The sequence below is a fragment of the Shewanella benthica KT99 genome, from assembly GCF_000172075.1.
GTDB classification, from domain to species: Bacteria; Pseudomonadota; Gammaproteobacteria; order Enterobacterales; family Shewanellaceae; genus Shewanella; species Shewanella benthica_A.
Genome location: NZ_ABIC01000040.1, coordinates 1 through 26,645 on the forward strand (window position 1 = coordinate 1; position 26,645 = coordinate 26,645).

At 47.1% G+C, this 26,645-nt stretch carries 24 protein-coding genes; 16 read left to right on the forward strand and 8 right to left on the reverse strand.

Annotated elements, in window-relative coordinates:
• Window positions 1-639 precede the first annotated feature (639 nt).
• The 6 genes from lpcA to KT99_RS15715 form a co-directional block, all read right to left on the reverse strand.
• Window positions 640-1,218 carry a D-sedoheptulose 7-phosphate isomerase gene (gene lpcA / locus KT99_RS15695; protein ID WP_005501907.1) on the reverse strand — a complete coding sequence of 193 codons (579 nt, stop codon included), beginning with the start codon at window positions 1,216-1,218 and terminating at the stop codon, window positions 640-642.
• A 332-nt stretch (window positions 1,219-1,550) separates the two neighbouring features.
• Window positions 1,551-1,904 carry a YkgJ family cysteine cluster protein gene (locus KT99_RS21035; protein WP_083804863.1) on the reverse strand — a complete coding sequence of 118 codons (354 nt, stop codon included), beginning with the start codon at window positions 1,902-1,904 and terminating at the stop codon, window positions 1,551-1,553.
• Window positions 1,905-2,268: 364 nt separating this feature from the next.
• The gene (locus KT99_RS15700; protein ID WP_083804864.1) at window positions 2,269-2,508 is read right to left on the reverse strand and encodes an EamA family transporter; all 240 of its coding nucleotides are present in this window, start codon (window positions 2,506-2,508) and stop codon (window positions 2,269-2,271) included.
• Window positions 2,509-2,560: 52 nt separating this feature from the next.
• Window positions 2,561-2,782, reverse strand: a complete 222-nt coding sequence (locus KT99_RS15705; protein ID WP_005501916.1) for a hypothetical protein — start codon at window positions 2,780-2,782, stop codon at window positions 2,561-2,563.
• A 383-nt stretch (window positions 2,783-3,165) separates the two neighbouring features.
• Complete coding sequence (locus KT99_RS15710; RefSeq protein ID WP_005501917.1) at window positions 3,166-5,352, reverse strand: OsmC domain/YcaO domain-containing protein; 2,187 nt, start codon at window positions 5,350-5,352, stop codon at window positions 3,166-3,168.
• Window positions 5,353-5,898: 546 nt separating this feature from the next.
• Window positions 5,899-6,498 (reverse strand): efflux RND transporter permease subunit, encoded by a 600-nt coding sequence (locus KT99_RS15715; RefSeq protein WP_083804865.1) that lies wholly within the window; start codon window positions 6,496-6,498, stop codon window positions 5,899-5,901.
• On the opposite strand from KT99_RS15715, the gene KT99_RS15720 reads away from it, so the two are divergent.
• Window positions 6,471-7,082, forward strand: coding sequence for a sensor histidine kinase (locus KT99_RS15720; RefSeq protein ID WP_005501921.1), 612 nt, complete (start codon window positions 6,471-6,473; stop codon window positions 7,080-7,082). The genes KT99_RS15715 and KT99_RS15720 overlap by 28 nt on opposite strands.
• Before the next feature lie 597 nt (window positions 7,083-7,679).
• Here KT99_RS15720 and KT99_RS15725 read toward each other — a convergent pair.
• Both KT99_RS15725 and KT99_RS22095 read right to left on the reverse strand, forming a co-directional pair.
• A complete protein-coding gene (locus tag KT99_RS15725; protein ID WP_040572093.1) occupies window positions 7,680-8,921 on the reverse strand; it encodes a diguanylate cyclase in 1,242 nt (413 codons plus the stop codon).
• 428 nt (window positions 8,922-9,349) lie between these two features.
• Window positions 9,350-9,502 carry a hypothetical protein gene (locus KT99_RS22095; RefSeq protein WP_157752218.1) on the reverse strand — a complete coding sequence of 51 codons (153 nt, stop codon included), beginning with the start codon at window positions 9,500-9,502 and terminating at the stop codon, window positions 9,350-9,352.
• A gap of 303 nt (window positions 9,503-9,805) precedes the next feature.
• Here KT99_RS22095 and cysK point away from each other — a divergent pair, with 303 nt between their 5' ends.
• The 15 genes from cysK to KT99_RS15800 all read left to right on the forward strand — a co-directional run bounded on the left by cysK (window position 9,806) and on the right by KT99_RS15800 (window position 26,507).
• The gene (gene cysK, locus KT99_RS15730; RefSeq protein ID WP_005501929.1) at window positions 9,806-10,774 is read left to right on the forward strand and encodes a cysteine synthase A; all 969 of its coding nucleotides are present in this window, start codon (window positions 9,806-9,808) and stop codon (window positions 10,772-10,774) included.
• 248 nt (window positions 10,775-11,022) lie between these two features.
• Window positions 11,023-11,454, forward strand: a complete 432-nt coding sequence (locus KT99_RS15735; RefSeq protein ID WP_040572096.1) for a CBS domain-containing protein — start codon at window positions 11,023-11,025, stop codon at window positions 11,452-11,454.
• Between the two features lie 109 nt (window positions 11,455-11,563).
• Window positions 11,564-11,935: an NADH-quinone oxidoreductase subunit A gene (locus KT99_RS15740; RefSeq protein WP_005501931.1), complete on the forward strand. Its 372-nt coding sequence runs from the start codon at window positions 11,564-11,566 to the stop codon at window positions 11,933-11,935.
• Window positions 11,935-12,591: a NuoB/complex I 20 kDa subunit family protein gene (locus KT99_RS15745; RefSeq protein ID WP_005501932.1), complete on the forward strand. Its 657-nt coding sequence runs from the start codon at window positions 11,935-11,937 to the stop codon at window positions 12,589-12,591. Before KT99_RS15740 ends, KT99_RS15745 begins: the two co-directional genes overlap by 1 nt.
• Window positions 12,592-12,602: 11 nt before the next feature.
• Window positions 12,603-14,384, forward strand: a complete 1,782-nt coding sequence (gene nuoC, locus KT99_RS15750; RefSeq protein ID WP_232504312.1) for an NADH-quinone oxidoreductase subunit C/D — start codon at window positions 12,603-12,605, stop codon at window positions 14,382-14,384.
• 8 nt (window positions 14,385-14,392) lie between these two features.
• A complete protein-coding gene (gene nuoE / locus KT99_RS15755; RefSeq protein WP_005501935.1) occupies window positions 14,393-14,929 on the forward strand; it encodes an NADH-quinone oxidoreductase subunit NuoE in 537 nt (178 codons plus the stop codon).
• Complete coding sequence (nuoF, locus tag KT99_RS15760; protein WP_005501936.1) at window positions 14,926-16,302, forward strand: NADH-quinone oxidoreductase subunit NuoF; 1,377 nt, start codon at window positions 14,926-14,928, stop codon at window positions 16,300-16,302. The genes nuoE and nuoF overlap by 4 nt, the downstream gene beginning before the upstream one ends.
• On the forward strand, window positions 16,295-19,177 hold the full coding sequence (gene nuoG, locus KT99_RS15765; RefSeq protein WP_005501937.1) for an NADH-quinone oxidoreductase subunit NuoG: 2,883 nt from the start codon (window positions 16,295-16,297) through the stop codon (window positions 19,175-19,177). Before nuoF ends, nuoG begins: the two co-directional genes overlap by 8 nt.
• Window positions 19,174-20,130 (forward strand): NADH-quinone oxidoreductase subunit NuoH, encoded by a 957-nt coding sequence (gene nuoH, locus KT99_RS15770; RefSeq protein WP_005501938.1) that lies wholly within the window; start codon window positions 19,174-19,176, stop codon window positions 20,128-20,130. The genes nuoG and nuoH overlap by 4 nt, the downstream gene beginning before the upstream one ends.
• A gap of 14 nt (window positions 20,131-20,144) precedes the next feature.
• Window positions 20,145-20,660, forward strand: a complete 516-nt coding sequence (nuoI, locus tag KT99_RS15775; protein ID WP_005501939.1) for an NADH-quinone oxidoreductase subunit NuoI — start codon at window positions 20,145-20,147, stop codon at window positions 20,658-20,660.
• Window positions 20,657-21,283 carry an NADH-quinone oxidoreductase subunit J family protein gene (locus tag KT99_RS15780; protein WP_005501941.1) on the forward strand — a complete coding sequence of 209 codons (627 nt, stop codon included), beginning with the start codon at window positions 20,657-20,659 and terminating at the stop codon, window positions 21,281-21,283. The genes nuoI and KT99_RS15780 overlap by 4 nt, the downstream gene beginning before the upstream one ends.
• A complete protein-coding gene (nuoK, locus tag KT99_RS15785) occupies window positions 21,280-21,582 on the forward strand; it encodes an NADH-quinone oxidoreductase subunit NuoK (RefSeq protein WP_005501943.1) in 303 nt (100 codons plus the stop codon). Before KT99_RS15780 ends, nuoK begins: the two co-directional genes overlap by 4 nt.
• Before the next feature lies 1 nt (window position 21,583).
• Window positions 21,584-23,488, forward strand: coding sequence for an NADH-quinone oxidoreductase subunit L (gene nuoL / locus KT99_RS15790; protein ID WP_232504313.1), 1,905 nt, complete (start codon window positions 21,584-21,586; stop codon window positions 23,486-23,488).
• Window positions 23,485-25,083, forward strand: a complete 1,599-nt coding sequence (locus KT99_RS15795) for a complex I subunit 4 family protein (protein ID WP_005501945.1) — start codon at window positions 23,485-23,487, stop codon at window positions 25,081-25,083. Before nuoL ends, KT99_RS15795 begins: the two co-directional genes overlap by 4 nt.
• Window positions 25,080-26,507 carry an NADH-quinone oxidoreductase subunit N gene (locus KT99_RS15800; protein ID WP_005501946.1) on the forward strand — a complete coding sequence of 476 codons (1,428 nt, stop codon included), beginning with the start codon at window positions 25,080-25,082 and terminating at the stop codon, window positions 26,505-26,507. Before KT99_RS15795 ends, KT99_RS15800 begins: the two co-directional genes overlap by 4 nt.
• Window positions 26,508-26,645: the final 138 nt, after the last annotated feature.

The window sequence follows — 26,645 nt, forward strand, 5'->3', positions numbered from 1 at the left end:
AAGGGGTCGAAGCGAATAAGGTCAAATGTTCTTGTAAATCATCAAGTGTAGATGTAGCTATGAACCTCCGTGACATGGATGTCACGGCCGAGGCTATAGGGATATATTCACGCCGTGTCATAGAAGTATCTGCACATCCCCCGCTGGGAAGCATTAGATAACCATGAAGGTAAAAGTTAAAACACACGACCCAATACCAACTCAGCCAGAAGCTAAACCAGAAATGCAATCAAACTTCATTCAAAGGCTAACCCACCTTGGGGAAAAAGTGCGTTACCCGAATCTGCCGCGCGGCAGAATAAACCACACTCGATCCAAGGTCTCTGAAAAACACTGACACCGTCATTTCGATTGTTTATTGCCGTTTCCCCCCTGCCATCCCTGAAGAGCAAGTACCGCTATGATGAAAAGGTATCAATCATGAAGCCTATAAACACCCTGAGATAGCACAGGAGTGGTGAAAAGGAGGTTTAATAGGGAAAATAATTTGGCACTTTGGGCCAGCTTGAAGATACTGACAACGGCTAAAAAAGTGCCGTCGAGGCTTCTCAAGATGCTCACCATAGCGTGTGAGCATCTTGCAGTATTAACCTTGAATGTCTCTGTTTATGCCCTTACTAGTATCTTAGGGACAGCTTGCTAATCAGCCATTTTCTTTTCAATTAAATAGATCAAAATATGGATAATCTTAATATGAACTTCTTGAATTCTATCGGCAAAACCAAAATGAGGCACACGAATCTCAACATCCGCTAGCCCCGCCATTTTGCCGCCATCCTTACCGGTTAGGGCGATAATAGAAATCCCCTTATCTCTGGCTACTTCGATCGCTTTTAAAATATTGGCCGAGTTACCACTGGTTGATAGGCAAAATAATACATCCCCCCTACGCCCCACACCTTCTAAATAACGTGAAAAAATATACTCATAACCATAATCGTTACCCACGCAGGAGATATGGCTTGGATCTGAAATGGCAATCGCCGGGTAAGAAGGACGATGTTCGCGGTAACGCCCGGTTAACTCTTCGGAGAAGTGCATGGCATCACAGTGTGAGCCGCCATTACCACAAGCGAGTACCTTGCCTTCTTTTTTAAATGAATTAGCTAATAACGTAGCGGCTTTTTCAATGTTTTCTAGGTTTTTTTCATCCGCTAAAAAATCTTGTAATACTTTTTCAGCTTCTAATAATTCATCTTTGATAATTGATAAGTTCATAAAATATCTTCTTAATACTGAGCAACAAAAAATGCAGCCACCCATTGCTGATCAATAACATAGCCAGTCTATAGTCATTTTTCAATGCGCTTTTTACCTATAAACCCAATCGAACCAGTTATTGGCACATTCTAAGTCGGCAATGATTAAAATTCAGGCTGTACTAGATAACCCAATTAATAATAAGCCAGTTATCAGAAGTCATGATTGGAACTTTCAGCCAGCTTGAAGATGCTGGCAACAGCTCGAAAGTGCCGTCATGGTTTCTCAAGATGCTCATAATAATTTATGAGCATCTTGCAGCATTAACCTTAGGTGTCTCTGTTTATAGCTTACACTAACACTTGTCGTGTGTTGGCGATGTAGTGATGGATCTGACCTTCGGTTTTCGAGTCAATCATCTCTGTTGGTCGACAACCATTTGGGCAAGGCATATTCGGTGTTGTGCCAAACACTCGGCAGATCAAGGGGCGTTCTTCGTATACCTCGCAACCATTAGGACCCAAGTGGACGCAGTTCCACTCATCTAATGCGGCTTCATGTTCAGCGTCTGTTTTCACAGGCAGGCGCGACATTTCTTCCGAGGAAGTCGTTACCGGTCCGCAACAATCGTGACAACCCTTCACACATTCGAACGACGGAATACGTTCGCGCAAAATCGCGATTATCTCTCGATTATTATTCATTCGAACCTAACTTTTTTTATAATTAGAGATGATTATAGCGCTATACCTAGTTCACTAAAAGTTGACTACGCCTTTAAATTTACTACGTGCCAATCGTGGTAGAGCGACCCATGACTGAGCAGCCCCCAAAACCAGAACCTAAAACCAGGCTACCCATTATTAATCAATCACATAAGGGTACAGCATCTAGCGTTAACTCCGTGTAGAATTAAGAGTGAACTTTACCTTCTTGCAACACACGTAATCTCTCAGATTCAGGCGGTGTAATTAAAGCAATGTTTAGGAAAACAACGAATTTCCGGCGGAGCTTATCAGCTAACCTCGAGATACTGACAACTTTGTCAAAAGTGCCGTGGCCACTTATTTATTGCCGTTTCCCCTGCCAGGCCTGAAGTGCGATTGGCACTATGATCAACAAGATACCCATTGAAGTATAGATATCTAAGGATTCATTAAACAAGTAATAACCAAAGAGTGCGGCGAATATCAGGCCGCTGTATTCGGCAATGACCGCGGCACTGGCATCGGCTTGTCGAAACGCTAGCACCACGCAACCCTGATAAATACCCACAGTAATGGCGGCGCAGATCCCGAGTAGTAGCAGATCCTGAAATTATTGGCCACTCATAGTCTGCCAGGTAGCCAAGACCAATATGCTAGTCACCGGCATTAGTCCACATCATGACGCTCACCACCGAAATAGTCTTAGGCAGTTTCACCACTAATAAATTAAAGCCTGTGATGGTTATGGCTACCACACTATAAGGTAGAGGTTCATTACCGAGCAGGCTGCGCATGCCATATATCACATCCCCTTGCCAATAGAACTCTTTGCAAAACTCTTTACCCTCAAGGGTAACAAAATATGCGCACAGCAAGCCCTGTTCGAGCCAATAGACATGTGTGTGTCACCACACTTAAATAGTTGCTGACCTTTGGCTAACGGGTACGAGCTAGAATGGCGACTTATTTCAAGAAAGTCCCTAAGCGGATCCGTCATCCCGTTCACGCTATCTCCCTGATTTTAATTTGCTCTTTGCGGATTTTCACTCGAGTCATGACCTTACTTTTTTATCGGGAGATCGGACTGCAACTTTAACCAGTCACAGCAAGGAAAATCAAATAGAGGTCTGGAAAAAAGTGCAGGATAAAGGGAGCAGAGCGAATAAGCTCAAATAGCCTTGAAAACCACTAAGTCTAGATATTAAAAAGCCCATCAGATGATGGGCTCGTTAATTATTAGATTAAAAATTTTATAGCATTAATTCGATACGCTAGCCTTGCGGGCTTGATGAAGCTTTTTATAACTTTCGATCAGCCTTAGATGCGGCTCAATGCCCTCGAGCTTCATGCTGGTCTTGCTCAACCCGAAAAACTTAACCTCTCCTGTGACTGAGCCAACCACATTATCCATGGTGTCTTTACCGAACATTCTATTGAAGTTATTAATATAATGTTCGAGTGCCAACTCTTCATCTAAGCTAACTTCAAGCACAGCATGTACCGCTTGATAGAACAGGCCACGCGCTACCGTATTGTCATTGTATTGCAAGAATTCGCCGACAAGCTCCATGGCGTTTTCAAGTTCGCCCAAGGCAAGGTAGATCAGAATCTTGAGCTCAATGATGGTTAGCTGACCCCAAGGGGTATTGTCATCGAATACGATGCCAATCAAGGTAGGAATATCAGTGTGGTTATCTAATTGACTCTCTTCGAGACGCTCAACCAGGCTGGTGAGTTCATCATCAGTCAGCGAATGAAGATTTAAAATATCTTCGCGATAATTGAGTGACTTATTGGTGTTATCCCAAATCAGATCTTCTACCGGATACACTTCTGAGTAGTCCGGCACTAAAATGCGGCACACGGAAGCACCAAGCTGATCAAATTCTGCGATGTAAGCCTCTTTGCCGATATCTTTTAATATGCCAAATAAGCTCTCAGACTCCTCTTGGTTAGTCCCAGAGAAGTCCCATTCGCAAAACTCATAGTCATGCTTGCTACTAAAGAAGCGCCAGGAAATAACCCCGGTTGAATCGATAAAGTGGTCGACAAAGTTTTCCGGCTCAGTGACAGTCATGCTATCGAAGGTGGGCTTAGGTACGTCGTTTAAGCCTTCAAAACTGCGACCTTGTAATAACTCAGTCAGGCTGCGCTCTAACGCCACTTCTAAACTAGGATGAGCACCAAAAGAGGCAAATACCCCACCCGTTCTCGGGTTCATTAAGGTGACACACATCACCGGAAATTGGCCACCGAGTGACGCATCTTTAACCACAACAGGGAAACCCTGTGCTTCTAAGCCTTTGATGCCTGCTAAGATACTGGGATACTTTTCCAGCACATCCATGGGCACGTCTGGCAAGATAATTTCTTGCTCGATGATCTGTCTTTTAACCGCGCGCTCAAAAATCTCAGATAAGCATTGCACCTGAGCTTCTGGCAGGTTGTTGCCCGCGCTCATGCCATTACTTAAGAATAGGTTTTCGATCAAATTTGAGGGGAAGTACACTGTTTCGCCGTCAGAGTGGCGAACATAGGGAATCGCACATATGCCACGCTCAACCATGCCCGAGTTGGTATCGATGAGATTAGAGCCACTGAGCTCACCATCTGGATTATAAATATCTAAACAATATTCATCTAAAATGCCAGACGGTAGCGCATCGTCCTCTTCTAACTGAAACCATTTTTCATTGGGATAATGAACAAACTCACTGTTTGCGATATCGGAGCCAAAAAATTGATCGTTATAGAAGAAGTTGCAGTTTAGACGCTCGATAAACTCACCAAGCGCCGAACAAAGCGCGCTTTCTTTGCTTGCACCTTTACCGTTGGTAAAACACATGGGCGATGCGGCGTCACGAATATGCAAGGACCACACATTGGGGACTATGTTGCGCCACGAAGATATCTCTATTTTCATCCCAAGGTCGGCTAACATGCCAGTCATGTTCAAGATGGTCTGCTCGAGTGGCAGGTCTTTGCCCAAGATGTAGGTGCTGGTATCGCCACCGGATTGCCCCATCAACATGGCATTAGCGTCTTGGTCTAAGTTTTCAACCGTTTCGATTTTAAACTCTGGGCCTGTTTGTACCACCTTTTTTACGGTACAGCGATCGATCGAACGTAAGATGCCTTCTCTATGTTTATCAGAAATGTCATCGGGCAGCTCGACCTGAATTTGGAAAATTTGGTTGTAGCGATCTTCAGGATCGACAATATTGTTTTGTGACAGGCGGATGTTTTCCGTTGAAATGTCACGAGCCTTACAATACACCTTGATGAAGTAGGCCGCACAAAGAGCTGACGATACTAAGAAATAATCGAAAGGGCTGGGAGCTGAGCCATCGCCTTTGTAGCGAATAGGCTGATCGGCGGTGACGGTAAAATCATCAAACTTGGCTTCCAGTCTAAGATTGTCGAGAAAATTAACTTTGATTTCCATTAAATATGTCCAGATACGTGCGCTGTCAATCGGCGAGCTTGTCTTAATTGATGAGAATTATCGGTGTTTTTAGCGCAATAGTCTTGGGTTAATTGCTAAAACGGCTTAAATAAAGGCATTTATACCATTCCATATAGGTATCTGGTCAGTTCAGAGACTCTCAGAGTTTTCAATTCAAGGCACATTGATGAGGAAATGGTTATTCCCTTTTAAGTCAATGTAACGCAGAAGTGGAAACACTGAGAGCCTCACACAGTGCGGGTTTCAAAGCCCTTTATGCTACGTTGAATGTTCTCGATATAGAATAACTATTAGCTTCAAACATCCGCCTTGCCTACAGCGCTTTGAACTCCCGCTGAATGATCAGATACTTAAGCGGAATGGTATTAGAGACAAACAGAGCCAAGGTATGGGCATTAACCTGAAATATTTGCATTAACCAACACATTTATCACCCTCCTCATTTCGAGTTCGGCATCTCAAGCGCTGCACATACATGCTTTCGCTTGAGATGCCCCCATAACCAAGAGGCTGTGAATGCACTCTCTATGACTTGTATTGGCGTAATCGCTCGATAAGCTGACTGACAAAGACAAAGAATACCGGCACAAATGCAACAGCTAATACTGTGCCGCTAAACATTCCGCCGAGTACCCCTGTGCCAATTGAGTTCTGCACCTCTGAACTTGGGCCACTGGCCATATAAAGTGGAATAATGCCGCAACTAAAGGCCAAAGAGGTCATCAAAATGGGCCTTAGGCGCAGCTTAGTCGCCGAAACCACAGAGTCAATTAACGTGCTTCCATCAGCCCTAGCCTGTTTAGCAAACTCCACGATTAGAATCGCATTCTTAGCAGACAAGCCTATGATGGTCACTAATCCCACTTTGAAGAAGACATCATTAGCCATCCCATTGAGCATAACAAATGCCACCGCGCCGATAATCCCTAGCGGGATCACTAAGATCACGGCTAATGGTATCGACCAACTTTCATATAAAGCAGATAAAACAAGAAAAATCACCAGTATAGAAAAAAGTAACAAGGACGAAATTTGAGATTCAGCCTGCCTCTCCTGCAGTGATAACCCAGTCCATTCGATCCCAGTAGCAACGGGTAATGCCTTTACAGTACGCCAGTCACGAATTAAGAACCCCGATAGCTATAGTCAAAAGCAATGCAGAGCTACTGCAGCAATTGTGGAGTGACGCGCCTGAGAATTGCCGGCCTCCGCTGCAACGTATAATACGGGCAGGTAAAACCATGCATCATCTGACAGAAACTCTACTCTGGCTGGGCCGTGAAGAGATGTCACAACCAAAGTCGCTACAATTCCGTTTAGATCTGCTAATACAACAACTCATTAAAGAGCACCGCTATCTACTAAAAGGTAAAGCTGTCGAGCTAAAGATAAAGTTGAACGAAATCATGGTATGCCAAGCAGAAACATTGATCCGTATTCTAATGGCGAACCTGATCCGCAACGCAATGCAACACATAGATGAAGGCCTAATATCTATTACTCTTACCAATCAACAACTCACCATTCAAAACACAGGTATTTTGCTGAATGGCATAACTGCTGACGACAAAAGCCTTGATAGCTTCGGCCTTGGATTGAAGCTAGTTCGCCAGATCTGTCAGCAACAAGCTTGGTTTTTTGAAACCCGTGTAGAGTCAAATAGTTATCTAGCTAAAATTGACTTGATAAACGATGAACAACAAAAATAGATTACCACACTAACAAAACCAGCTTTAGGCAGAGAGCAATCCTTACCAAGCTTGTTTCGAAGCCTGACAATTTTTGTAACATATTCCTCTCGACTAACGCTTCGCATAAACGCCTTCACCTGTCACAATCAGCCACATAACAACATAACTTCACTATCAGTAACATAATGGCATTCACAGCGACATCTAAAGCTCTAATACGTCCCCTGCTCTACTATTCTATTAGCCTGCACGTTTTCAGTTTTAGCCGGGACCAGCCAGCAGTTTCATATCGATAGCAAGCTGGACATGCAGACTTGGGGCATTGAGTTTATTCGTTTTTACCCGAGAGATAAGACCCATAGACTATCGACCCACTCCATTGACAGAAACAATAATACCATTCCATATAAACATGCAGAATAGCGTATAAACGTTATTGTGCTCATACTCATAAATGAGAGGAGGGTTATGGAGAAGTACGAGCAACTATTAACTATTGATTTCACGGCGCCGAATTATTCGGGCCATCGATTTACATTCCCGTCGCTCCTGTGTTAGGTGGGCCAGATTCAAGCCGAAGATTAACGCCGCCAGGTTTCTAAAGCGAAGGCGAGCTTAGGCTTCGATACACACTAAATTTCGGCCAGACTTTTTGGCATCATAAAGGGCCTTATCGGCTCTTTGGATAAGTCCATCCAGACTATCATCTGCCAGCCCAGCAATGCCGGTACTGACTGTGATAAACATCTCCCCCTTCGACGTGACGATTGGTTTCATCTCCAGTTGAGAGCGAAACTTATCCATCAAGACAAAGGCTTTCTCTTGATTAAGGCCTTTAAACGCAACGGTGAACTCCTCACCACCGAATCGAGATACGGTAAAATGTTGACCGAAAAAATGCTTCAAACGAGCGGCGAATTCGACTAACACTTCATCGCCCACATCGTGGCCATAGGTATCATTGACCTTCTTAAAGAAATCGATATCCAGCAGAGCAACCGTTAGCGCTCCCTGCTTCTGTTTAATCTGCTCCATTTGCTCTTCGAAGAGTCCGAAAAAATATCGGCGATTATAAACACAGGTTAAATAATCCAAATTAGCCTGATCCCACAATTTACGGATCATATCCAAAGAGTCCAGAGTATTGAGCACCCGACAGTGGAACTCTTCATGGACGAAGGGCTTCTGCAAAAAGTCATTGGCACCATTTTTAATAAATCGTGCAGACAAACTCTCATCCGAGTCACTGGACAGGCCGATAATAGCCAGCTCTTCCCGACTGAACTTTTCTCTGACCTTCAAAATGAGACCAAAACCATCCAAGCCTGGCATATTGTAGTCGGTGATAAGCAGCTGTATATCAGGTTGGCTCTGTAGTATCTCCCAGGCGGAATGACCATCATCGGCTTCGATGACCTGGTAGAGGTGCTGCTCGAGTAAACTTCTGACAAACTTACGGCTCACTACGGAGTCATCGGCAATCAGGACTTTGACGTCTATATTACGCTGAAGACGGCGAACTAAGCGGACAACATATTCATAACTGAAGCGGTTTTCTTTTAAAATATAATCGACAATTCCAAGTTGTAACAATTGCTTACGCTGCTCTGAATCCAAGCTTCCTGTGAGTACGATACAGGGTGTCTGTTTCGACAGCACTAACCTGACAATTTCCCCTTCCTGGGCATCGGGCAGATTCAAATCGGTGATCGCCACAAAATATTCTTTCTGCTCTAAGAGTATTTTTGCCGACGCCAGATCCACCGCGAAATCGACTTCACAGTCTAATTCATGAGCAATAAGATGCTGTAAAATACGGGACACAACTCTACTGTCCTCTACGACTAAAATACGCAATCTCTTTCCCTATTCTGACAATTTATTTTTTTAGAATCGACCGACTCACCGAAGATGTATCGGACCTTATTTTTTCTTCGATTTAGCTGTACTTGCCACAAAAGATTTACCTGACCGTGTCGATAAGTTTGTACCAGCGATGCCTTATCGACCAGCATCGGTAATTATTGAGTGTTTTTAGCAGCTTCTATCGAGATTGAATCACTGAATGACTCACTATCATCGATCATGTTTTGTTTTGCCCTATTGAGATCAATCACCACCGTTGCCCAAAGTTTGACCGTCAAACCAGGCTATGAATACGGTGAAGTAAAAAGCAGCCCAACCAAAGCCCAACCCCAAATCATTGAGTATCCCCTTAGTCCAGGAAATTAAACTCTAGTCGTCTGCCTCATCATCTTCTTCTTTGTCTAATTCTTGTAAGTGGCTCATCTCATTCGCTTCATCGGAGTCGCTAACGGGGTATACAGTACCTGAGGCGCGATCTCGAAGGCAAAAGGAGTGACGATTGATTTGGGATCGGTTTTAGCCGCCATTTGGGCGACGTATGCAGATTTTTTCTCGGGAGTTGTACTTGTCATAGTGATCCCTTGTTATTATTTTTTAGTTTCTACACAGGTAAACTTATGCCAATGTGAGCAAATATTTTATGCCAAAGTCAGGTAAATACCTCTATATTAAACATCTAAGATTGGTGCCAGATATAAGCCGGAATCAATTATACATACAATAGGTTAACACTTTCAATCATCATCCAACTCAAGGTTTAATACTAGATACATGATGTTTAATAACAAAATGGAATAACGAAGAACAAACTATCACTTCTATTACCGCTAAAGGCGATTATGATTAGCTTGAATATTCAAAGGAGTAAGCAACCAATGAGCAAAATTTTCGAAGACAATTCTTATACCATAGGTAACACCCCTCTTGTTCGCCTTAAACGTGTGAGTAAAGGCAATGTTTTAGCCAAAATAGAAGCCAGAAACCCAAGCTTTAGCGTTAAGTGTCGCATCGGTGCAAATATGATTTGGGATGCTGAGAAGAAAGGTTTGCTGACTCAAGGTAAAGAGCTGATTGAGCCAACATCGGGTAATACGGGTATCTCCCTGGCTTATGTTGCTGCCGCTCGCGGATATAAACTGACTCTAACCATGCCAAATACCATGAGCCTGGAGCGCCGTAAGCTGCTCAAAGCTTTGGGGGCTAGTTTAGTACTTACCGATGGTGCTAAGGGCATGAAGGGAGCTATCGACAAGGCCGAAGAAATTCGCCAATCCGCTCCAGAAAAATATGTATTACTGCAGCAATTTAATAACCCGGCTAACCCAGAGATCCATGAGAAGACAACGGGCCCTGAGATCTGGAACGACACCGATGGTGAAGTCGATGTTATCGTTGCGGGTGTGGGTACCGGTGGTACTATCACTGGGGTGAGCCGTTATATTAAGAATACTAAGGGTAAGGCCATCACCTCTGTCGCTGTCGAGCCGACAGATTCACCGGTTATCGCCCAGACCCTTGCGGGTCAACCAGTACAACCTGGACCACATAAGATCCAAGGTATCGGTGCCGGTTTCATTCCTGGTAACTTAGATCTGGAAATGATCGACCGCGTCGAAGCTGTGACGAACGAAGAGTCAATCGAAATGGCCCAACGTTTGATGAAAGAGGAAGGCATCTTAGTGGGTATCTCTTCCGGTGCTGCGGTAGTTGCTGCGAATCGCATTGCCGAGCTTCCTGAATTTGAAGGCAAGACCATAGTCGTAATTTTGCCCTCTGCTGCCGAGCGTTATCTCTCTTCAGTCTTATTCCAGGGTGAATTCTCTGACGCTGAAAACGTTCAGTAAGCGTCATTGACACTCGAATTTAAAAACCGGATCTGATATCCGGTTTTTTTATGCCTGCCAATTTAAGTCACTATAAAAAATGCGTGAGTATGGGTTTTTAATTCTTTTTTTTGTTTATCTAACAAAACAAGGAATTCCGTCTAATCTTATATCAATAGAGCATCATGCAGATGCTTAAGCAGTACACATATAAATTTAACATCTACTTAACTCAATCCACTCAGTTGCAACAAGGGAGGGCGCTGGCTATGGAGTCGATTAAAATTGCTGACTACATGAATAGGCATCCAGTGACATTTACAGCACACATGCCAATTGCAGAGGCGGTAGAGCTCTTCCTGCAGAACCAGCAGATTGGTGGACCCGTCATCGATGAAAATAGGAAGGTCATCGGCTTTCTATCCGAGCAAGACTGCTTAATCAAGATGCTTGAAGCCACTTACCTCAACGAGAACCACTGTGACGTTGGAGATGTGATGCATGGCGATCCGCTTACGGTAAAGAAAGAGGCATCTGTCTTAGATCTAGCGCAACAAATGACCCATCACCAGCCCAAGATTTACCCTATCGTCGATGATGAAGATAAATTAATCGGCATCATTAATCGCTCAGCAGTATTAAAGGCCATAGACGACCATTTAAGAGCCATGTATGAACGTGGACATACCCGTTTGGTTTAGCTCGTACTCATGTTTATACCTGTCCGGATGCAAGCTTAGCTCACCATACCGTCAAGCTTGCGAACACAAGCCACTAATAAGTAAGAAACAAAAAATAAGGCGCTGAGTTATGCTATCTGCGAGTTTTATTTTCTATGTTTTCGCGATAATCATAGTCACCATGACGATGATTATTGTGTCGCATGCCTTAAACCCCAGAGGTCATAAGAGAACCAACGCCTACCCCTATGAATCCGGCATAGTCCCCGTCGGTGATACCAATATTCGCTGGAACGTGAACTATTTCTTAATCGCCATCTCCTTCGTGATTTTCGACATCGAAGCAGTATATCTCTACCTCTGGTCTCTGGTGGTGGTAGAAACAAGTTGGCCTGGCCTATTCACGGCCAGTTTGTTTATCTTAGCCCTGCTCATCGCCTTGATTTATGAGATCAAACAAGGTGCCTTCGATTGGGGCATTCGCAAAGAGGGGGATTCTTGATGCGATGGCAACTGACAAAACCTAACCCTGACGACACTCAGTCGATCCCAACCACCTCGATGAGCATGCAAGAGGTGGTAGAGAAGAACCTCTTAATCACCCGCTTAGAAGACCTTGTCGCTTGGGGAAGAAGCAACTCCCTATGGCCGTTTAATTTCGGCTTATCTTGCTGCTACGTCGAGATGGCCACCTCTTTCACCAGTCGTCATGACATAGCCCGCTTTGGCTCTGAAGTCATAAGAGCCACGCCAAGAGAGGCCGATCTTATCGTCATCTCAGGTACTGTTTTTCTTAAGATGGCTCCGGTGATCAAGCACCTTTATGATCAGATGTTGGAGCCCAAGTGGGTGATCAGCATGGGCTCATGTGCCAATTCCGGCGGCATGTATGATGTCTATAGCGTGGTCCAGGGCGCAGATAAATTCCTGCCCATAGACCTTTATGTTCCGGGTTGTCCGCCCAGACCAGAAGCCCTAATGTATGGGCTAACCCTGCTGCAAGAGGCCATCAAGAATGGCTACCCCAGACAGAGAAGACCACTCAATCGCGTCATCACCCCACAAGAGATAGAATCCTTTGCCTGCCGTAACCTGCGGGATGAAAAACATGCTTTAAGAGTCACTAGCGATAAACTCACGCCGCCAGACAGGGTTTAAAGATGACTATCATGACCAAGGAAATGTCAGCAATACCCACTCGGACGCTCAAACTGGGGCTGACATTAGCCATGCTCCCTGAATTAGAGCAACTCCTTGGAGACGAAGCCATTGAGCAGAAGACGGCGGACAATATTCTCACCCTCTGGATAGATAAACATCAGCTTATTCCTGCCTTAAGCCTGCTCAAATCGATTCCCGAGCCATTCAATTTTTTGTTCGATCTCTATGCCGTAGACGAGCGTCTTAGGCTAGATAAAGCCCTGCTGCCGGCGAAAGACTTCACCTTGGTATATCAAGTCCTGTCCATAGAAAGAAACCAAGATGTTCGCCTGAAAGTGGCACTTGAAGATAACGAACATCAAGCCAGTATCACTTCAATCTGGCCCTCGGCAAACTGGTATGAGCGTGAAGCTTGGGATCTGTTCGGTATCATTTTCGATGCACACCCTAACCTGTGCCGTATTCTGTTACCGCCGACCTTTCAGGGCCATCCCCTGCGCAAAGAGTTTCCCTGCCGCGCCACCGAGACAGAGCCATTCACTCTGGATGATGACAAGCTTGCCAGAGAGCAAAATGCGCTAAGATTCAACCCTAAAGAGTGGGGCATGGATGAAAGCAGTGCTGATAATGATTACCTGTTTCTCAATCTGGGGCCGAACCATCCCAGCGTACACGGGGTATTTAGAATCGCGCTGCAACTCGATGGTGAGCAGATAATCAATTCTGTGCCAGATATCGGTTATCACCATAGAGGCGCCGAGAAAATTGCCGAGCGTCAGACTTGGCATGGCTTTATCCCCTATACGGACAGAATTGACTATTTAGGCGGGGTGATGAACAACTTCCCCTATATCTTGGCCATAGAACAATTGGCAGATATTCGGGTATCTGAACGGGTCGAGTGCATCCGGGTCATGTTGGCCGAGTGCTTCCGCATATTGAGTCATATGCTGTTTTTCGGCACGTTTGCCCAAGATGTCGGTCAGCTCTCTCCCATCTTTTATCTGTTTATCGACAGAGAAAAGCTGTTCAGCATCATAGAGGCCATCACAGGTGCTCGCATGCACCCAAGCTGGTTTAGGATCGGTGGAGTGGCCCAAGACTTGCCTCAGGGCTGGCATATCATGATGCAGGAATTCGTCGATTACTTCCCGGCCAAACTCGATGAATACGAAGTCATGGTGATGCAAAACAGCATACTCAAAAATCGCGCCGTTGGCATAGGCAAGTACGACACCCAGCAAGCCATCGAATGGAACATCTCCGGCGTGGGCATCAGAGCCACGGGTCTCGAGTGGGATCTGCGAAAATCCCGCCCCTACTCAGGCTATGAAAACTATCAGTTCGACATTCCGATAGCTCACAATGGCGATGCCTATGACAGATGCCAGCTCAGGGTCGATGAGATGAGACAAAGCATCAAGATCATCCAACAATGCATAGATCATATGCCACAGGGGAATTATAAGGCAGACCACCCATTAACCACTCCACCAAGAAGCGACAGGAGCAAGCAAGATATCGACACCCTGATCCAACACTTTATGAATGTGAGTTGGGGGGGGGTGATGCCAAAGGGTGAGTCAAGTTTCGCCGTCGAAGCCACTAAAGGCATCAACGCTTACACCCTGATATCAGACGGTACCAGCTCAAGTTATCGAACTCGGATCCGCACCCCCTCTTTCCCCCATTTGCAGATGATCCCGACCATGGCAAAGGGGTTAATGGTGGCCGACTTGATAGTGATCTTAGCCAGTATCGATTTTGTTATGGCCGACGTGGATAGGTAGGGGCTGATATGACACAGAGCTATGAGCAGCTATTGAGGATCCTTCCCTCGAACGGCGATGATTCATCCCAACTGAGTCCATGTGAAATAAAACAGCTCGATAAGCTGCTGGCATCGGCCCCATATCCGGCAGCGGTCTCCATCGATGCACTCAAGCTGATTCAACAACAAAGAGGCTGGGTGAGCGATGCCTGTTTATCTATACTGTCTGCCTATATTCATGTCTCTATTGCAGATCTAGATTCTGTCGCCACCTTCTATAACCTGATATTCAGGCAAGCCGTTGGCGAGATAGTGCTTCACCCCTGTGATGGTATCAGTTGCGACTTGATGGGCGGAGTCGAGGTACGCGCAGCCATTAGCCAGAAGTTACATATTGAACCCGGCGAAACCACGCCGGATAAGCGCTTCACCCTCATTCCTCTTCCTTGCCTGGGGGCATGTGATAAAGCCCCGGTAATGATCGCGTCAAAACAAGTCTACCCGCATCTAACCGTGCGTAACATAGCCCAGTTAATCGATGAACTGGAGGAAAATAAAAAATGACCTCGCCCCTCAATCCCTTGACGCGTTTCATCACAGATAAAGCTAATTGCTGGCAACTGTCTGAGTACCTGAGTCATGGCGGATACGATGGATTAACCCGGGCCATGGAGATGAGTGCAGATGAGCTGCTGGACAGCATCAAACAATCCAACCTGAGGGGGCGCGGAGGAGCCGGCTTTCCCACCGGACTCAAATGGAGCTTTGTCCCCCGCGGAGCCGATGCGCCTAGGGAAAAATACTTGATCGTCAACGCCGATGAGATGGAGCCAGGTGCATTTAAAGACCGCTGGCTGCTGGAGCAAACTCCACACCAGATCATCGAAGGTCTGCTCATTGGCGGGTTAACTTTAGGGGCGACTCAAGGCTACATCTTCCTTCGAGGTGACTACTATCTGGCCGAGGAGAGGCTGCAACAGGCGATAGAGGAATGCAAGCAACACCAGTTACTCGGCCGAGACATCTTAGGGCGTGGCATTCAAGGACAAGCGTTTAACTTCGAGATCCATCTCCATTCCAGTGCCGGGCGTTATATCTGCGGCGAGGAAACCGCACTGATCAACGCCATGGAAGGCAAGCGGGCGACACCAAGGGCTAAGCCCCCCTTCCCTCAAGTTGTCGGACTTTGGGGGAAACCTACCATAGTCAACAATGTTGAGACCTTCTGTAACCTGCCCCACATCATCAATTTCGGCAGCGACTGGTTCAAAGCCCTCGGCAAGGGACAAGACGCTGGCACTAAAATATTCGGTGTCAGTGGCAGAGTCAAACGTCCGGGATTGTGGGAGCTTCCCATGGGCACCTCCATCAGAGAGATCATCGAGCACCATGCTGGCGGCATGTGCGATGGTTACCGGCTCAAGGGGTTTCTTCCCGGCGGCGGCTCCACAGATTTCCTCCTCGAAGAGCACTTAGATGCCCTCATGGATTACGACGAAATAAGCAAGTTAGGCAGCCGCATGGGCACCGGGACCATCATCATCTTGGACGATAAATACTGCCCCGTTTCTATGGTGCTCAACCTGGTGCGCTTCTTTGCACAGGAGTCCTGTGGCTGGTGCACACCTTGCAGAGACGGTCTGCCCTGGGCCGTTTCCTTACTCGAAAAAATTGAGCGAGGAGAAGGTGAACCTAAAGATATTGATCAACTGGAGGATCTGTGCGACTTCGCCGCGCCCGGCAACACCTTTTGCGCCCTCGCCCCCGGCGCGGTCGAACCTCTGCAGAGCGCCCTTAAGTATTTCAGGCAAGATTTTGAGACTCATATCAAGCATCAATGCTGCCCCTATCATGATGAACGAGTCGCAAAGAAGGCTGCCACAGCTAAGACACAAGGCGCATTGAATACCAACCGAGTCGGGGGATGTGATGAATAATCTCAACACTGACACTGACATGGTCAGCATCACCATAGATAATCAGGCCTACCGAGTATCACCACATGAAAACCTGCTGCAAACCTGTCTGACTCTTGGATTAGATCTGCCTTATTTTTGTTGGCATTCGGAGCTGGGCTCAGTGGGCGCCTGTAGACAATGCGCGGTAAACCAGTATCAAAATGGTGAGGACAAGATCGGCCGCTTGGTCATGGCGTGTATGACCCCAGTATCTGATGGCATGATCATCTCGATGCAAGATACTCAATCAACACAATTTAGACAAACCAATATCGAAGCCATCATGACCCAGCACCCCCACGACTGCCCTGTGTGTGAAGAGGGAGGCAACTGTCACTTGCAGGATATGACCGCCATCAGTGGCCATATTAACCGACGTTACACAGGCAAGAAACGCACCCATCTGAATCAATATTTAGGTCCCATGCTCAATCATGAGATGAACCGCTGTATCGGATGCTATCGCTGCGTCCGCTTCTATCGGGACTACTGTGGTGGGGACGATTTCAATGTATTTGGCTCGAAAAGCCATCTCTACTTTGGCAGGGCAAGATCCGGCGCCCTGGAAAATAGCTTCTCAGGTAACTTGGCCGAAGTCTGCCCAACGGGGGTGTTTACCGATAAACCATATTCCGAACACTACATACGCAAATGGGATCTACAAACCGCCCCGACTGTCTGCCCCCACTGCAGCCTGGGCTGCAACATCACTGTGAGTGAAAGAGATCACAAGATTCGCAGGATAACGAACCGCAGGCATGATGAGATCAACGGCCATTTCCTGTGCAACATTGGCTTATTTGGCTATGAACATGTCAATCACAGTGAGCGACTCGATGCTCCCTTGCTGCGCAATAATAATGATAAGAGTTCCGTTATCCTTACCAGCGATGCTGCCAAGAAGCATCTAGCCAAGCTCCTCTCACCGGCTATTATCGATAATCAGCAGGCATTAGGCCGATGTATTGCCATTGGCTCCGCCAGAACACATATAGAGAATAATGCCGCGCTGATGAAACTAGTGGGTCAGGACAATTTTTATCTGGGCGTGCCGGACGTGCAAGTCCAGATGCTGCACATGCTGTGCAGTGCCTATCAGAGCAATAGAGTCAGCCCATTCTCCATCAAACAGGCCCAGGCTTGCGACGCCGCCCTGATCATCGATGAAGACATTAGTCACACGGCGCCCAGACTCGCACTCGCCATCAGGCAGATGAGTCGTAACCTAGGGATAAACAATGCCGCTAAACTGGGCATAGCCGATTGGCAAGATGGCGCAGTTAGGAATATAGCGCAAACGAGCCGCTCACCTTTAGCGATTATCGCCAGTGATACCAGTCAATTGTCCAGTTTGGCAACTGAGGAAGTGATCATTTCCCCCGATGAGCAAGTGATCTTGCTCGAAGAGATACAGGATCTGCTCGCGCACAAGCTTGAAGAAACGAAGAGCCTTGACGACAGAGAGACACACACAAATACAGAGTCATATTCTGCTTCTGCCCGGCGCATAGTCGATTCACTATTAACTGCCGACACTCCTATGGTGATCACCGGCCTTCAGAGTCAAGATCCAGCTCTGTTGAGGACTAGCCTTGACATCGCAAGTTTGCTCAAACGTCTTAAGCCCCATGCGGGTTTTTATGGGGTGACCAAGCAGGTAAACGATCTTCATTTTGGCCTGCTCATCAAGGATGAGGCAGGTGAGGCGAAATATCTGGGTATCGACTCCTTCATCAACAGAGTCATGGGCCAAGAGGGAGAAGACTCAGCCCATAACGCCCCTGATACCTTGATTATTTTAGAGACAGATCTGTATCGCTATATGGAGGCCGAGCAACTAGAAGCCGCATTGGATGCGATAGATAATATTATCGTCATAGATCAAATGTTAACCCCAACTGCTCAGATGGCAGATCTGCTATTGCCAAGCGGCTCTTTTGCCGAATCCCAAGGCTGTTACCTCAGCTCAGAAGGCAGATTACAGCATGGGTTTGCCACCATATCCGGGCTTAATCAACGCATGATGCCCTGGATCTGGTTGGCTGAGCTGACGCATTTACATCATCCGGCAGAGATCCATCATTGGCTGTCCCAGCATGTCCCCATACTGGCCCCCATAGAGACATTTTCTGAACTCGCTCATATCAATCAAGGCTCCCCGTTCCGTATCGCCGGCCAACCCCAACGAGCCAGCGCCAGAACGGCGATACATGCCGTTAATGATGTCAAAGAACAGATGCCAATGTCCGCTTCTGGCACGCCTTTTGTTCAGTCTATGGAAGGAGTCGAGGGATTTCGTCAGAGCCAGGTGCAGATGATCACAGTCTTACCCGCTAATGCCTGGTCACCAAAATGGAACTCAGATCAGGGAGCCAATCGTTCCGGCAATGGAAATCAGTCTCCCTGGACCTCGGGGATCACACTTTTTTCTCAAGTCTCCCTATCGAGCCAGCCAGCATGCCCAGGCGAACATCAAGATGAGCAAGAAAACGGACGGCAAACTAATGCGGGTCGAAAGGAAACCAATAGCTCGGAGTTAACCGGTGCTGGCATCCGCTTAGTGCCTGCGGCTAACCTATATGCCGATTTTGAGCTGGCCAGATATTCATCACCCATACACTCCATGAGCCCTGATCCCAGCCTAAAAATCCACCCCAGCCTTGCAGCCTCATTGAGACTCATCGAAGGAGAGGAAGTCTGGGTCCAAGGTGAGCATAGCGCCGTCAGGCTGATGTGCACATTCAATCGGCAGATGGCCCCCGATATCGCACAGGTGCCCAATACATTATTCACCTTGCTAGGTAAACGCGCCAAGATAACGCCAGTCACACTCAAGGGGAAGGAGGACAAATGATAATCCTATATGAGGTGTTACTGGTTCCCACCAGCGTTTTACTGCTATTACTGCTTTGTGCAGCTTGGTCTACCTGGCTCGAGAGACGATTACTCGCGGTCTGGCAAGATAGACTGGGGCCGAACCGAGTCGGCCCGATGGGACTCTTGCAAGTGGTGGCCGACATGATAAAAATCTTCACCAAGGAGGATTGGATCCCCCCCTTCGCCGATAAGGCCCTATTCGTTATCGCGCCTATGATCTTGATGATAATGACCTTGCTCGGATTCGCCATCATACCTTTCTCCCCGAATATTCAGATAGCCAATTTCGATAATGCCTTGCTGTTTATCCTGGCACTGAGCTCACTGTCGGTTTACAGCATCATGCTGGCAGGTTTCTCCTCCAACAGTAAATATGCCCTCTTGGGCGCGATGCGAACCGCGGCTCAGATGCTTTCTTATGAGGTATTTATGGGGCTGGCTCTGATGGGGGTCGTCATCATCACAGGCAGTTTTAGTCTCAACGACATAGTGGCGGCTCAGGAAAATTACTGGTTTATTCTCAGTCAGCCCCTTGGTTTTGTGTTGTTTCTTATTGCCGGCGTGGCAGAGATTCATCGTGCTCCATTCGATCTCCCCGAGGCCGAAACTGAGATAGTGGCAGGATTTCATACCGAGTATTCCAGCATAAAATTTGGCATGTTTTTCATTGGTGAGTATCTGGGCGTCATCTTTATCTCAGCGCTCATTACCACTCTCTATTTCGGTGGCTGGCAAGGGCCTGTGCTGCCCCCTATTATCTGGTTCCTGTTAAAGACAGGCTCGTTTGTGGTGTTCTTTATTTTGCTTAGAGCCGCCATACCCAGGCCCAGATACGATCAACTGATGCGACTGGGCTGGACGGTTTTATTGCCGCTCACTTTACTCAACCTAATGTTAACCGCTCTATGGCAGTTAACACTCGGTTTCTAACAGGAGAATAGATCATGCTTAGCCAGATAAGAACCTTGATCACCATCTTGAAGCATACCTTCACCCCCGCCGATACGGTGCAGTATCCGGAGCAGAAACCTTACCTATCTCCCAGATATCGAGGCCGTATTGTGCTGACACGAGATCCCGATGGTGAGGAACGTTGTGTCGCTTGCAATCTCTGCTCAGTTGCCTGTCCCGTCGATTGTATCTCGGTCGAGAAAACCGAGAAACCCGACGGACGCTGGGAAGCTAAGACCTTCACCATCAACTTTTCCCGCTGCATCATGTGCGGCTTCTGCGAAGAAGCCTGTCCGACCCACGCGATTCAACTCACGCCTGACTTTGAAATGGCGGAATATGACAGGCAGAATCTGGTCTACGAGAAGCATCACCTGCTGATTGCTGGCCCAGGAAAGTATCACGAGTATAATTTCTATAAGGTCAGTGGTAAGGCGATAACCGGCAAGGCTAAAGGTGAGGCCATCGACGAACAAGCTCCCATCAATGTCAGGAGTCTGTTGCCATGATTGACATTATATTTTGCATCTCAGCTGCCGTCGCCATCATATCGGCGCTTCTCACCGTCAGCGCCCATAATGTGGTGCATGCTCTGCTGTATCTGGTCACTATGATGTTGGCCATCGCGCTGATTTTCTTCATGCTGGGCTCGCCTTTTGCCGCTGCACTACAGATCATTGTCTACGCAGGCGCCGTCATGGTGCTGTTCGTATTTGTCACCATGATGCTGCACCAGGGCGAGCGCAGTTTGGCCGCCGAGCGACAACTGTTTAATCCTCAGGTGGCTAAAGGTCCCCTGATATTATCCGCGTTATTGGTCATAGAGCTCATCTTGCTCTCCCTGGGCTCGGTTGGCCTACATCAAGAGATACTCACTGGCTCATTACCTGTGGATCAGACGGTGAAACAGCTGGCCATTCAACTTTTTGGCTCCTATCGGGTCCTGGTCGTGTTAGCTGCCATCATGCTGCTGGCCGCGCTTGTCAGCGCCATCCATATCACCAAGCAAGGCAATAAGCCGGATACTAAAGCTAAGCCGATACACAAGTCAGGTTCAACCGAATTCACTCCAGTGGAAATTGAACCGAATCAGGCACAGACGAACAAGAAAACCCGAGGTGAACACGGATGATAGAGATCACTTGGATACTGGCGCTAAGTGGCGTGCTGTTCGCTATTGGCCTGTTCGGCTTACTTAGTCGCCGAAATTTACTCTTTATGCTGATCTCCCTGGAAATAATGCTCAATGGCATCGCCCTGATATTTATCGCCGCCTCGAGTCTCCATGGCAATGTCAATGGACAACTCATGTATCTATTCATCCTCACGCTGGCCGCCTGTGAAGTCGCTGTTGGTCTGGCTTTGGTTATTGGTATTTATCGACAACAGCAAGATCTTGATGTCGATAAACTCACTAAGCTGAAGGGATAATATGAACAGTCTATTTATGAATGATCTGTTGATGAGTAGCCTGTTGATGGCCATTCCTCTGCTTCCCCTGTGCAGCGCGGCAATATTAATTTTATTTCAGCCCAATGAGCGGTGGGCAATAATACTCGGGGTTAGCTCAGTAAGCCTGGCAGCCCTGTTAGCCCTTCGACTCAATGTACAAGTATGGGATGAAGACCTGTTTATCATTCAGGCTTCCTTGGGAGAGTGGCTCAATATAGGCGCTCCAGAATTAGCGTCTTCGGAGTTAGCCACTCAACATGCAGGCTCACTAAACCTGAGCTTTGGCCTGTATCTGGACCCCTTATCCCTGGTGATGATCACCATCATCTGCTGCATCGGCGCCCTGATCCATGTTTATTCGGCAAGTTATATGATCCAAGATGAAGATCAATGCCGCTTCTTCGCTTACTTAAACCTGTTTGTATCCTCCATGCTCATTCTGGTGCTTGCCGACAATCTGGTGCTCCTCTATCTGGGATGGGAAGGCGTGGGCCTGTGCAGCTATCTGTTGATCGGCTTTTGGTATCAAAAAACTGACAATAACAAGGCCGCCAACAAGGCTTTCATCATCACCCGCATCGGCGACACCGCCATGTTAATCGGCATTATATTGCTGTTTTATCAGTTCGACACCGTAAATATCCAACAGATACAGCAGCAATCTCAAACACTTTTACGGGCTAATACCGCGGGTGAAAGCCAGTTAATTTCAGTTTCATGCCTGCTCTTATTTGCCGGAGCCGCAGGAAAGTCGGCGCAGATGCCATTACACTCCTGGTTACCCGACGCCATGGCGGGCCCGACACCTGTCAGTGCGCTCATTCATGCGGCGACTATGGTGACCGCCGGTATATACTTGATCGCAAGAAATGATGCCCTGTTCCAACTAGCCCCTCAGGTATTGATGTTTATTGCCGTTATGGGGGTATTGACCCTACTGTTTGGCGCAACTTCGGCACTGTTTCAAACGGATCTTAAACGCATATTGGCCTACTCGACCATCAGTCAGCTTGGCTATATGTTTTTAGCCTTAGGCGTAGGCGCCGCATCCACGGCAATCTTTCATCTGATGACCCATGCATTTTTCAAGGCACTGCTATTTCTCAGTGCCGGGGCATTGATCTATTGCATGAACCATGAGCAAGATATCATGAAGATGGGCGGCCTGAGTAAGAAGCTGCCTTTACTGGCCCTGAGCTTTGCCATAGGTTGCGCCGCCCTGGCCTCTCTGCCCATGACATCGGGATTCTTCAGTAAAGAGTTAATTTTACAGCAGGTGGCCTTGGCAGAGCAGCCACTCTTATGGTGGGGAGCCTTATTAGGCGCATTATTTACCGCGCTATACAGTGGCAAGTTATTCTTTATTATCTTTATGGGAAAGCCTGGTCATGCACCTAGCCATAAAACTCCGGCAGTTATGGGGGCTGTCCTTATTGTCTTGATGACTCTGGCCTTACTCGGCGGCATACAGCCACAAGGGGTCTTACACCTATTTGGCGAGTTAACCGTTAACTCATCTTCAAGCCTGACGCCTCTCGAACATGGGTTACCTATTCTAGTGCCGTTAGTCGGTGTGATCTTAGCCTGGTTTTGGTTTGGTCAAACAAGCAGAGATAAACCCGTCAATAAAATGGGGCTAGGCCGTTTTATAGCTTCAGGCTGGGGCTTAGATAGCTTATTCGCGAGTATATTTATCACACCTTTTAAAAAACTCACTTATCTCAATCGCCATGACATTATCGATGCCAGTTTTCGAGCACTAGAGACCATTAGCTATCGCCTCCACCTGATGTTCAACCAGCTGCAAACGGGGAAACTGAGGAGTTACAGTGCCAGTCTGATCTTATTTAGCATCTTAGCTATCGCCTGGGGAGTCATAAGATGACGTTATCTTTCTTATTCTTAATTCCACTCCTGGGCGGACTGCTGGCCTGGTACAGTCAAGGCTTTAATCCAAACTTGCCACGCAGGATATCTCTGTTCGCACTCCTGGGTAGCTTGGCCTATTTAGGCATTTTGACATTGACCAGCCCACTTGCCCGAAGCAGTCAGTGGCTTTTCGATGAGAGCCATGTCTGGATTGACAGGTTTAACATCACGGCTCACTTTTCCATGGATGGTCTTAGCCTGGTCTTGATATTACTGACCCTATTGATGGGTCTCGTCGCCCTCTCTTCTGCCTGGAGTGATATTGACAAACATCAGGGATTTTTCTACTTTAATTTTCTCTGGACCTTGGCCGGGATCATCGGCGTTTTTCTGGCGATGGACCTCTTGCTTTTCTTCGTCTTCTGGGAAGTCATGTTAGTTCCCATGTATTTTCTTATTGCCATATGGGGACATGAAAACCGTCGATATGCCGCGCTGAAATTCTTCTTATTCACCCAGACTGGCGGATTATTGATGCTTATGAGCATCATAGCACTAGTGGTATTTCATTATCAGCAAACAGGCCTGCTTAGCTTTGACTACCAAGTGCTCATTCTCACGCCCATCGTTTCCCCGATGGCCATCTGGATTTGTTTAGGTTTTATTATCGCTTTTCTGGTCAAGCTGCCCGCCTTTCCCTTTCACCCCTGGTTACCCGATGCCCACACCCAAGCCCCCACTCCGGCGAGTATTATATTGGCGGCAATACTATTAAAGACTGGTGGTTACGGCATCATACGATTCGTACTCCCCCTGTTTCCTGACGCAGTGCAGTTTTGGTCGCCACTGATGATGAGCCTCGCCGTTTTGAGCATCATCTACGGCGCCTTGATGGCTTTCTCGCAACATGACTTGAAACGCATCGTGGCCTACTCGAGTGTGAGCCATATGGGCTTCGTACTCTTAGGCTGCTTTAGCCTCAACATGATTGCCCTTCAGGGCGCCGTGATGCAGATGCTCGCCCATGGCCTGAGTAGCGCGGCGCTGTTTATGTTAGTCGGCCTGATACAACAAAGGTTTCATAGCCGGGATCTGCATCAATTTTCCGGCTTATGGCGCTATTTACCGCAACTGAGCGCCATGGGGCTCTTCTTCGCCATCGCCTCCCTAGGCATGCCGGGGTTGGGTAATTTTATCGGAGAATTTCTCGTACTGGTCGGCGCCTTAGAACAGCACGCTAGTTTTGCTGTTCTTGCCTCCTTAGGTTTGATACTTGGCGCAGTGTATTCCCTGCGCATGATTCAAAAAAGTTTCTTCGGACCTTTTCGAACCCAAGGCTCAGACTTGGAGAACCCGGCCTCCACAGCAGACACCAGAATCCCCCTCACCTCGACAAGTGAGCAAGCAAGCGCCGAAGTGACTGAACACACAAAACCACCGGTCCTCCCCAGTCCATATCCAGATCTTAGCCTGAAGGAGAAGTTGACTCTCATGTCGATCGCAGCAGGCTTGATACTTTTGGGAATACATCCTCAACCACTATTGGACATGCTAGAGCAGCCATTAGCCCAAGTACTCGCGCTATACGCCATAACAGGAAGTGCATTATGAGTAGCCACTACCTTCCGGCAGGCATATTGTTGAGCACAATTTTACTCTTGCTACTGAGCATTGCCTTAAAACGCTCGCACATTCATGCATTTTTAATCACAGGTATGGGTTTAATTGGCGCTTGCCTGACTCAAGTATCCTTGATTGAAGCCCCTGCCACGTCTGAGCTGCTATTTATTTTCACCCCGGTAAATGCCCTGATCTCTGCTGGATTATTAGTCATATTAGTTTTTCTCTGGTCTCAGCTTTATCATTGGCTGGATAAATCGGATAACACCAATGAAGAATATTACCTGCTGTTATTGACGGCCAGTCTTGGCGCTGTGTCCATGATTTCCAGTCAGCATTTCGCCAGTTTCTTCCTGGCCTTAGAGCTAATGAGCCTCTCTTTCGTCGGGCTTATCGCCTATTCAAATAACAATCCTAATAGTCAGGAAGCCGGAGTTAAATACCTGGTGCTATCGGCCGGCGCTTCGGCCTTGATACTCATGGGAATCGCGCTCATCTATCTGCAAACGGGCAGCCTGACATTTGATGCGGTATCGACAAACAAGCTGCAACACCTAGCGAGTTCGCCACTGAGTTTAACCACTAGCGGGATGATCTTTATTCTCACCGGGCTTTGTTTCAAACTGTCTCTGGTACCTTGTCATCTGTGGGTCGCAGACATTTTTGAAGGCGCTCCTTTGCCCACTACGGCCCTCTTGGCTATCGTCTCAAAATTGGCAGCTTTTATCGTGTTATGGAGAATGTTCAGTTATGGAGAGTGGCAAACCGATAGCACTATTTTAGACGTCATCGCTCTTGTCGCTGTCGCATCTATGCTTATGGGTAATTTATTGGCACTGCAGCAAGATAGGCTGCTGCGAATATTGGCCTTCTCCTCTATCTCTCACTTTGGTTATCTACTGATTTTTTTGTTATTACTCGAGGGTAATGCCAACCTGCTAAATGATATAAACTTTAATATTGAAGCGATGATTTTTTATCTACTCGCCTATATGCTCACCTTAACGGGGATCTTCTCTGTATTGATGCAGCTAGGAAATAACACCTCAATCAAGCAATTAAGCGGCCTTTTCTGGCGACAACCCTTACAGGCAACATGTTTAAGTGTGCTCATGCTGTCTTTAGCCGGGATACCATTAACCATAGGATTCATGGGAAAATTCTATCTTGTCGCTGCCGCCATCTCCGGCCAGCTTTGGTGGCCGATGATCTTCTTGGTGATTGCCAGTGTGATAGGCCTTTATTTCTATCTGAGGATCATCATGGTCATGCTAGGTAAGGCCGAAAGTGCCGAAGTCCCATGTAAACTTGATATGAGGGAAAAAGTGACTTCTTGGGTCATTATCATAACAGTCATAGGTGTAGGAACATTTCCAAGTGTATTTGCCGACATGCTCAGGGCTGTCACCCACTGACCTGCATGATTAACCACAAGTACAGGCTGCATCACAAGTTAATATAAAAACCAATAAACTCGGATAAATCATACCGTTATTTTCTTCCAACATGATAGAGTGACTTGCGCTTTTACTCATATAACCGAGCCTACATTT

What these genes read in the sequence shown, in the direction of transcription:
- lpcA (WP_005501907.1), bottom strand. Translation starts at nt 1,218, where the DNA reads ATGAACTTATCAATTATCAAAGATGAATTATTAGAAGCTGAAAAAGTA.
- KT99_RS21035 (WP_083804863.1), bottom strand. Translation starts at nt 1,904, where the DNA reads ATGAATAATAATCGAGAGATAATCGCGATTTTGCGCGAACGTATTCCG.
- KT99_RS15710 (WP_005501917.1), bottom strand. Translation starts at nt 5,352, where the DNA reads ATGGAAATCAAAGTTAATTTTCTCGACAATCTTAGACTGGAAGCCAAG.
- KT99_RS15720 (WP_005501921.1), top strand. Translation starts at nt 6,471, where the DNA reads ATGCCTTTACAGTACGCCAGTCACGAATTAAGAACCCCGATAGCTATA.
- KT99_RS22095 (WP_157752218.1), bottom strand. Translation starts at nt 9,502, where the DNA reads ATGACAAGTACAACTCCCGAGAAAAAATCTGCATACGTCGCCCAAATG.
- cysK (WP_005501929.1), top strand. Translation starts at nt 9,806, where the DNA reads ATGAGCAAAATTTTCGAAGACAATTCTTATACCATAGGTAACACCCCT.
- KT99_RS15735 (WP_040572096.1), top strand. Translation starts at nt 11,023, where the DNA reads ATGGAGTCGATTAAAATTGCTGACTACATGAATAGGCATCCAGTGACA.
- KT99_RS15740 (WP_005501931.1), top strand. Translation starts at nt 11,564, where the DNA reads ATGCTATCTGCGAGTTTTATTTTCTATGTTTTCGCGATAATCATAGTC.
- KT99_RS15745 (WP_005501932.1), top strand. Translation starts at nt 11,935, where the DNA reads ATGCGATGGCAACTGACAAAACCTAACCCTGACGACACTCAGTCGATC.
- nuoC (WP_232504312.1), top strand. Translation starts at nt 12,603, where the DNA reads ATGACCAAGGAAATGTCAGCAATACCCACTCGGACGCTCAAACTGGGG.
- nuoE (WP_005501935.1), top strand. Translation starts at nt 14,393, where the DNA reads ATGACACAGAGCTATGAGCAGCTATTGAGGATCCTTCCCTCGAACGGC.
- nuoF (WP_005501936.1), top strand. Translation starts at nt 14,926, where the DNA reads ATGACCTCGCCCCTCAATCCCTTGACGCGTTTCATCACAGATAAAGCT.
- nuoG (WP_005501937.1), top strand. Translation starts at nt 16,295, where the DNA reads ATGAATAATCTCAACACTGACACTGACATGGTCAGCATCACCATAGAT.
- nuoH (WP_005501938.1), top strand. Translation starts at nt 19,174, where the DNA reads ATGATAATCCTATATGAGGTGTTACTGGTTCCCACCAGCGTTTTACTG.
- nuoI (WP_005501939.1), top strand. Translation starts at nt 20,145, where the DNA reads ATGCTTAGCCAGATAAGAACCTTGATCACCATCTTGAAGCATACCTTC.
- KT99_RS15780 (WP_005501941.1), top strand. Translation starts at nt 20,657, where the DNA reads ATGATTGACATTATATTTTGCATCTCAGCTGCCGTCGCCATCATATCG.
- nuoK (WP_005501943.1), top strand. Translation starts at nt 21,280, where the DNA reads ATGATAGAGATCACTTGGATACTGGCGCTAAGTGGCGTGCTGTTCGCT.
- nuoL (WP_232504313.1), top strand. Translation starts at nt 21,584, where the DNA reads ATGAACAGTCTATTTATGAATGATCTGTTGATGAGTAGCCTGTTGATG.
- KT99_RS15795 (WP_005501945.1), top strand. Translation starts at nt 23,485, where the DNA reads ATGACGTTATCTTTCTTATTCTTAATTCCACTCCTGGGCGGACTGCTG.
- KT99_RS15800 (WP_005501946.1), top strand. Translation starts at nt 25,080, where the DNA reads ATGAGTAGCCACTACCTTCCGGCAGGCATATTGTTGAGCACAATTTTA.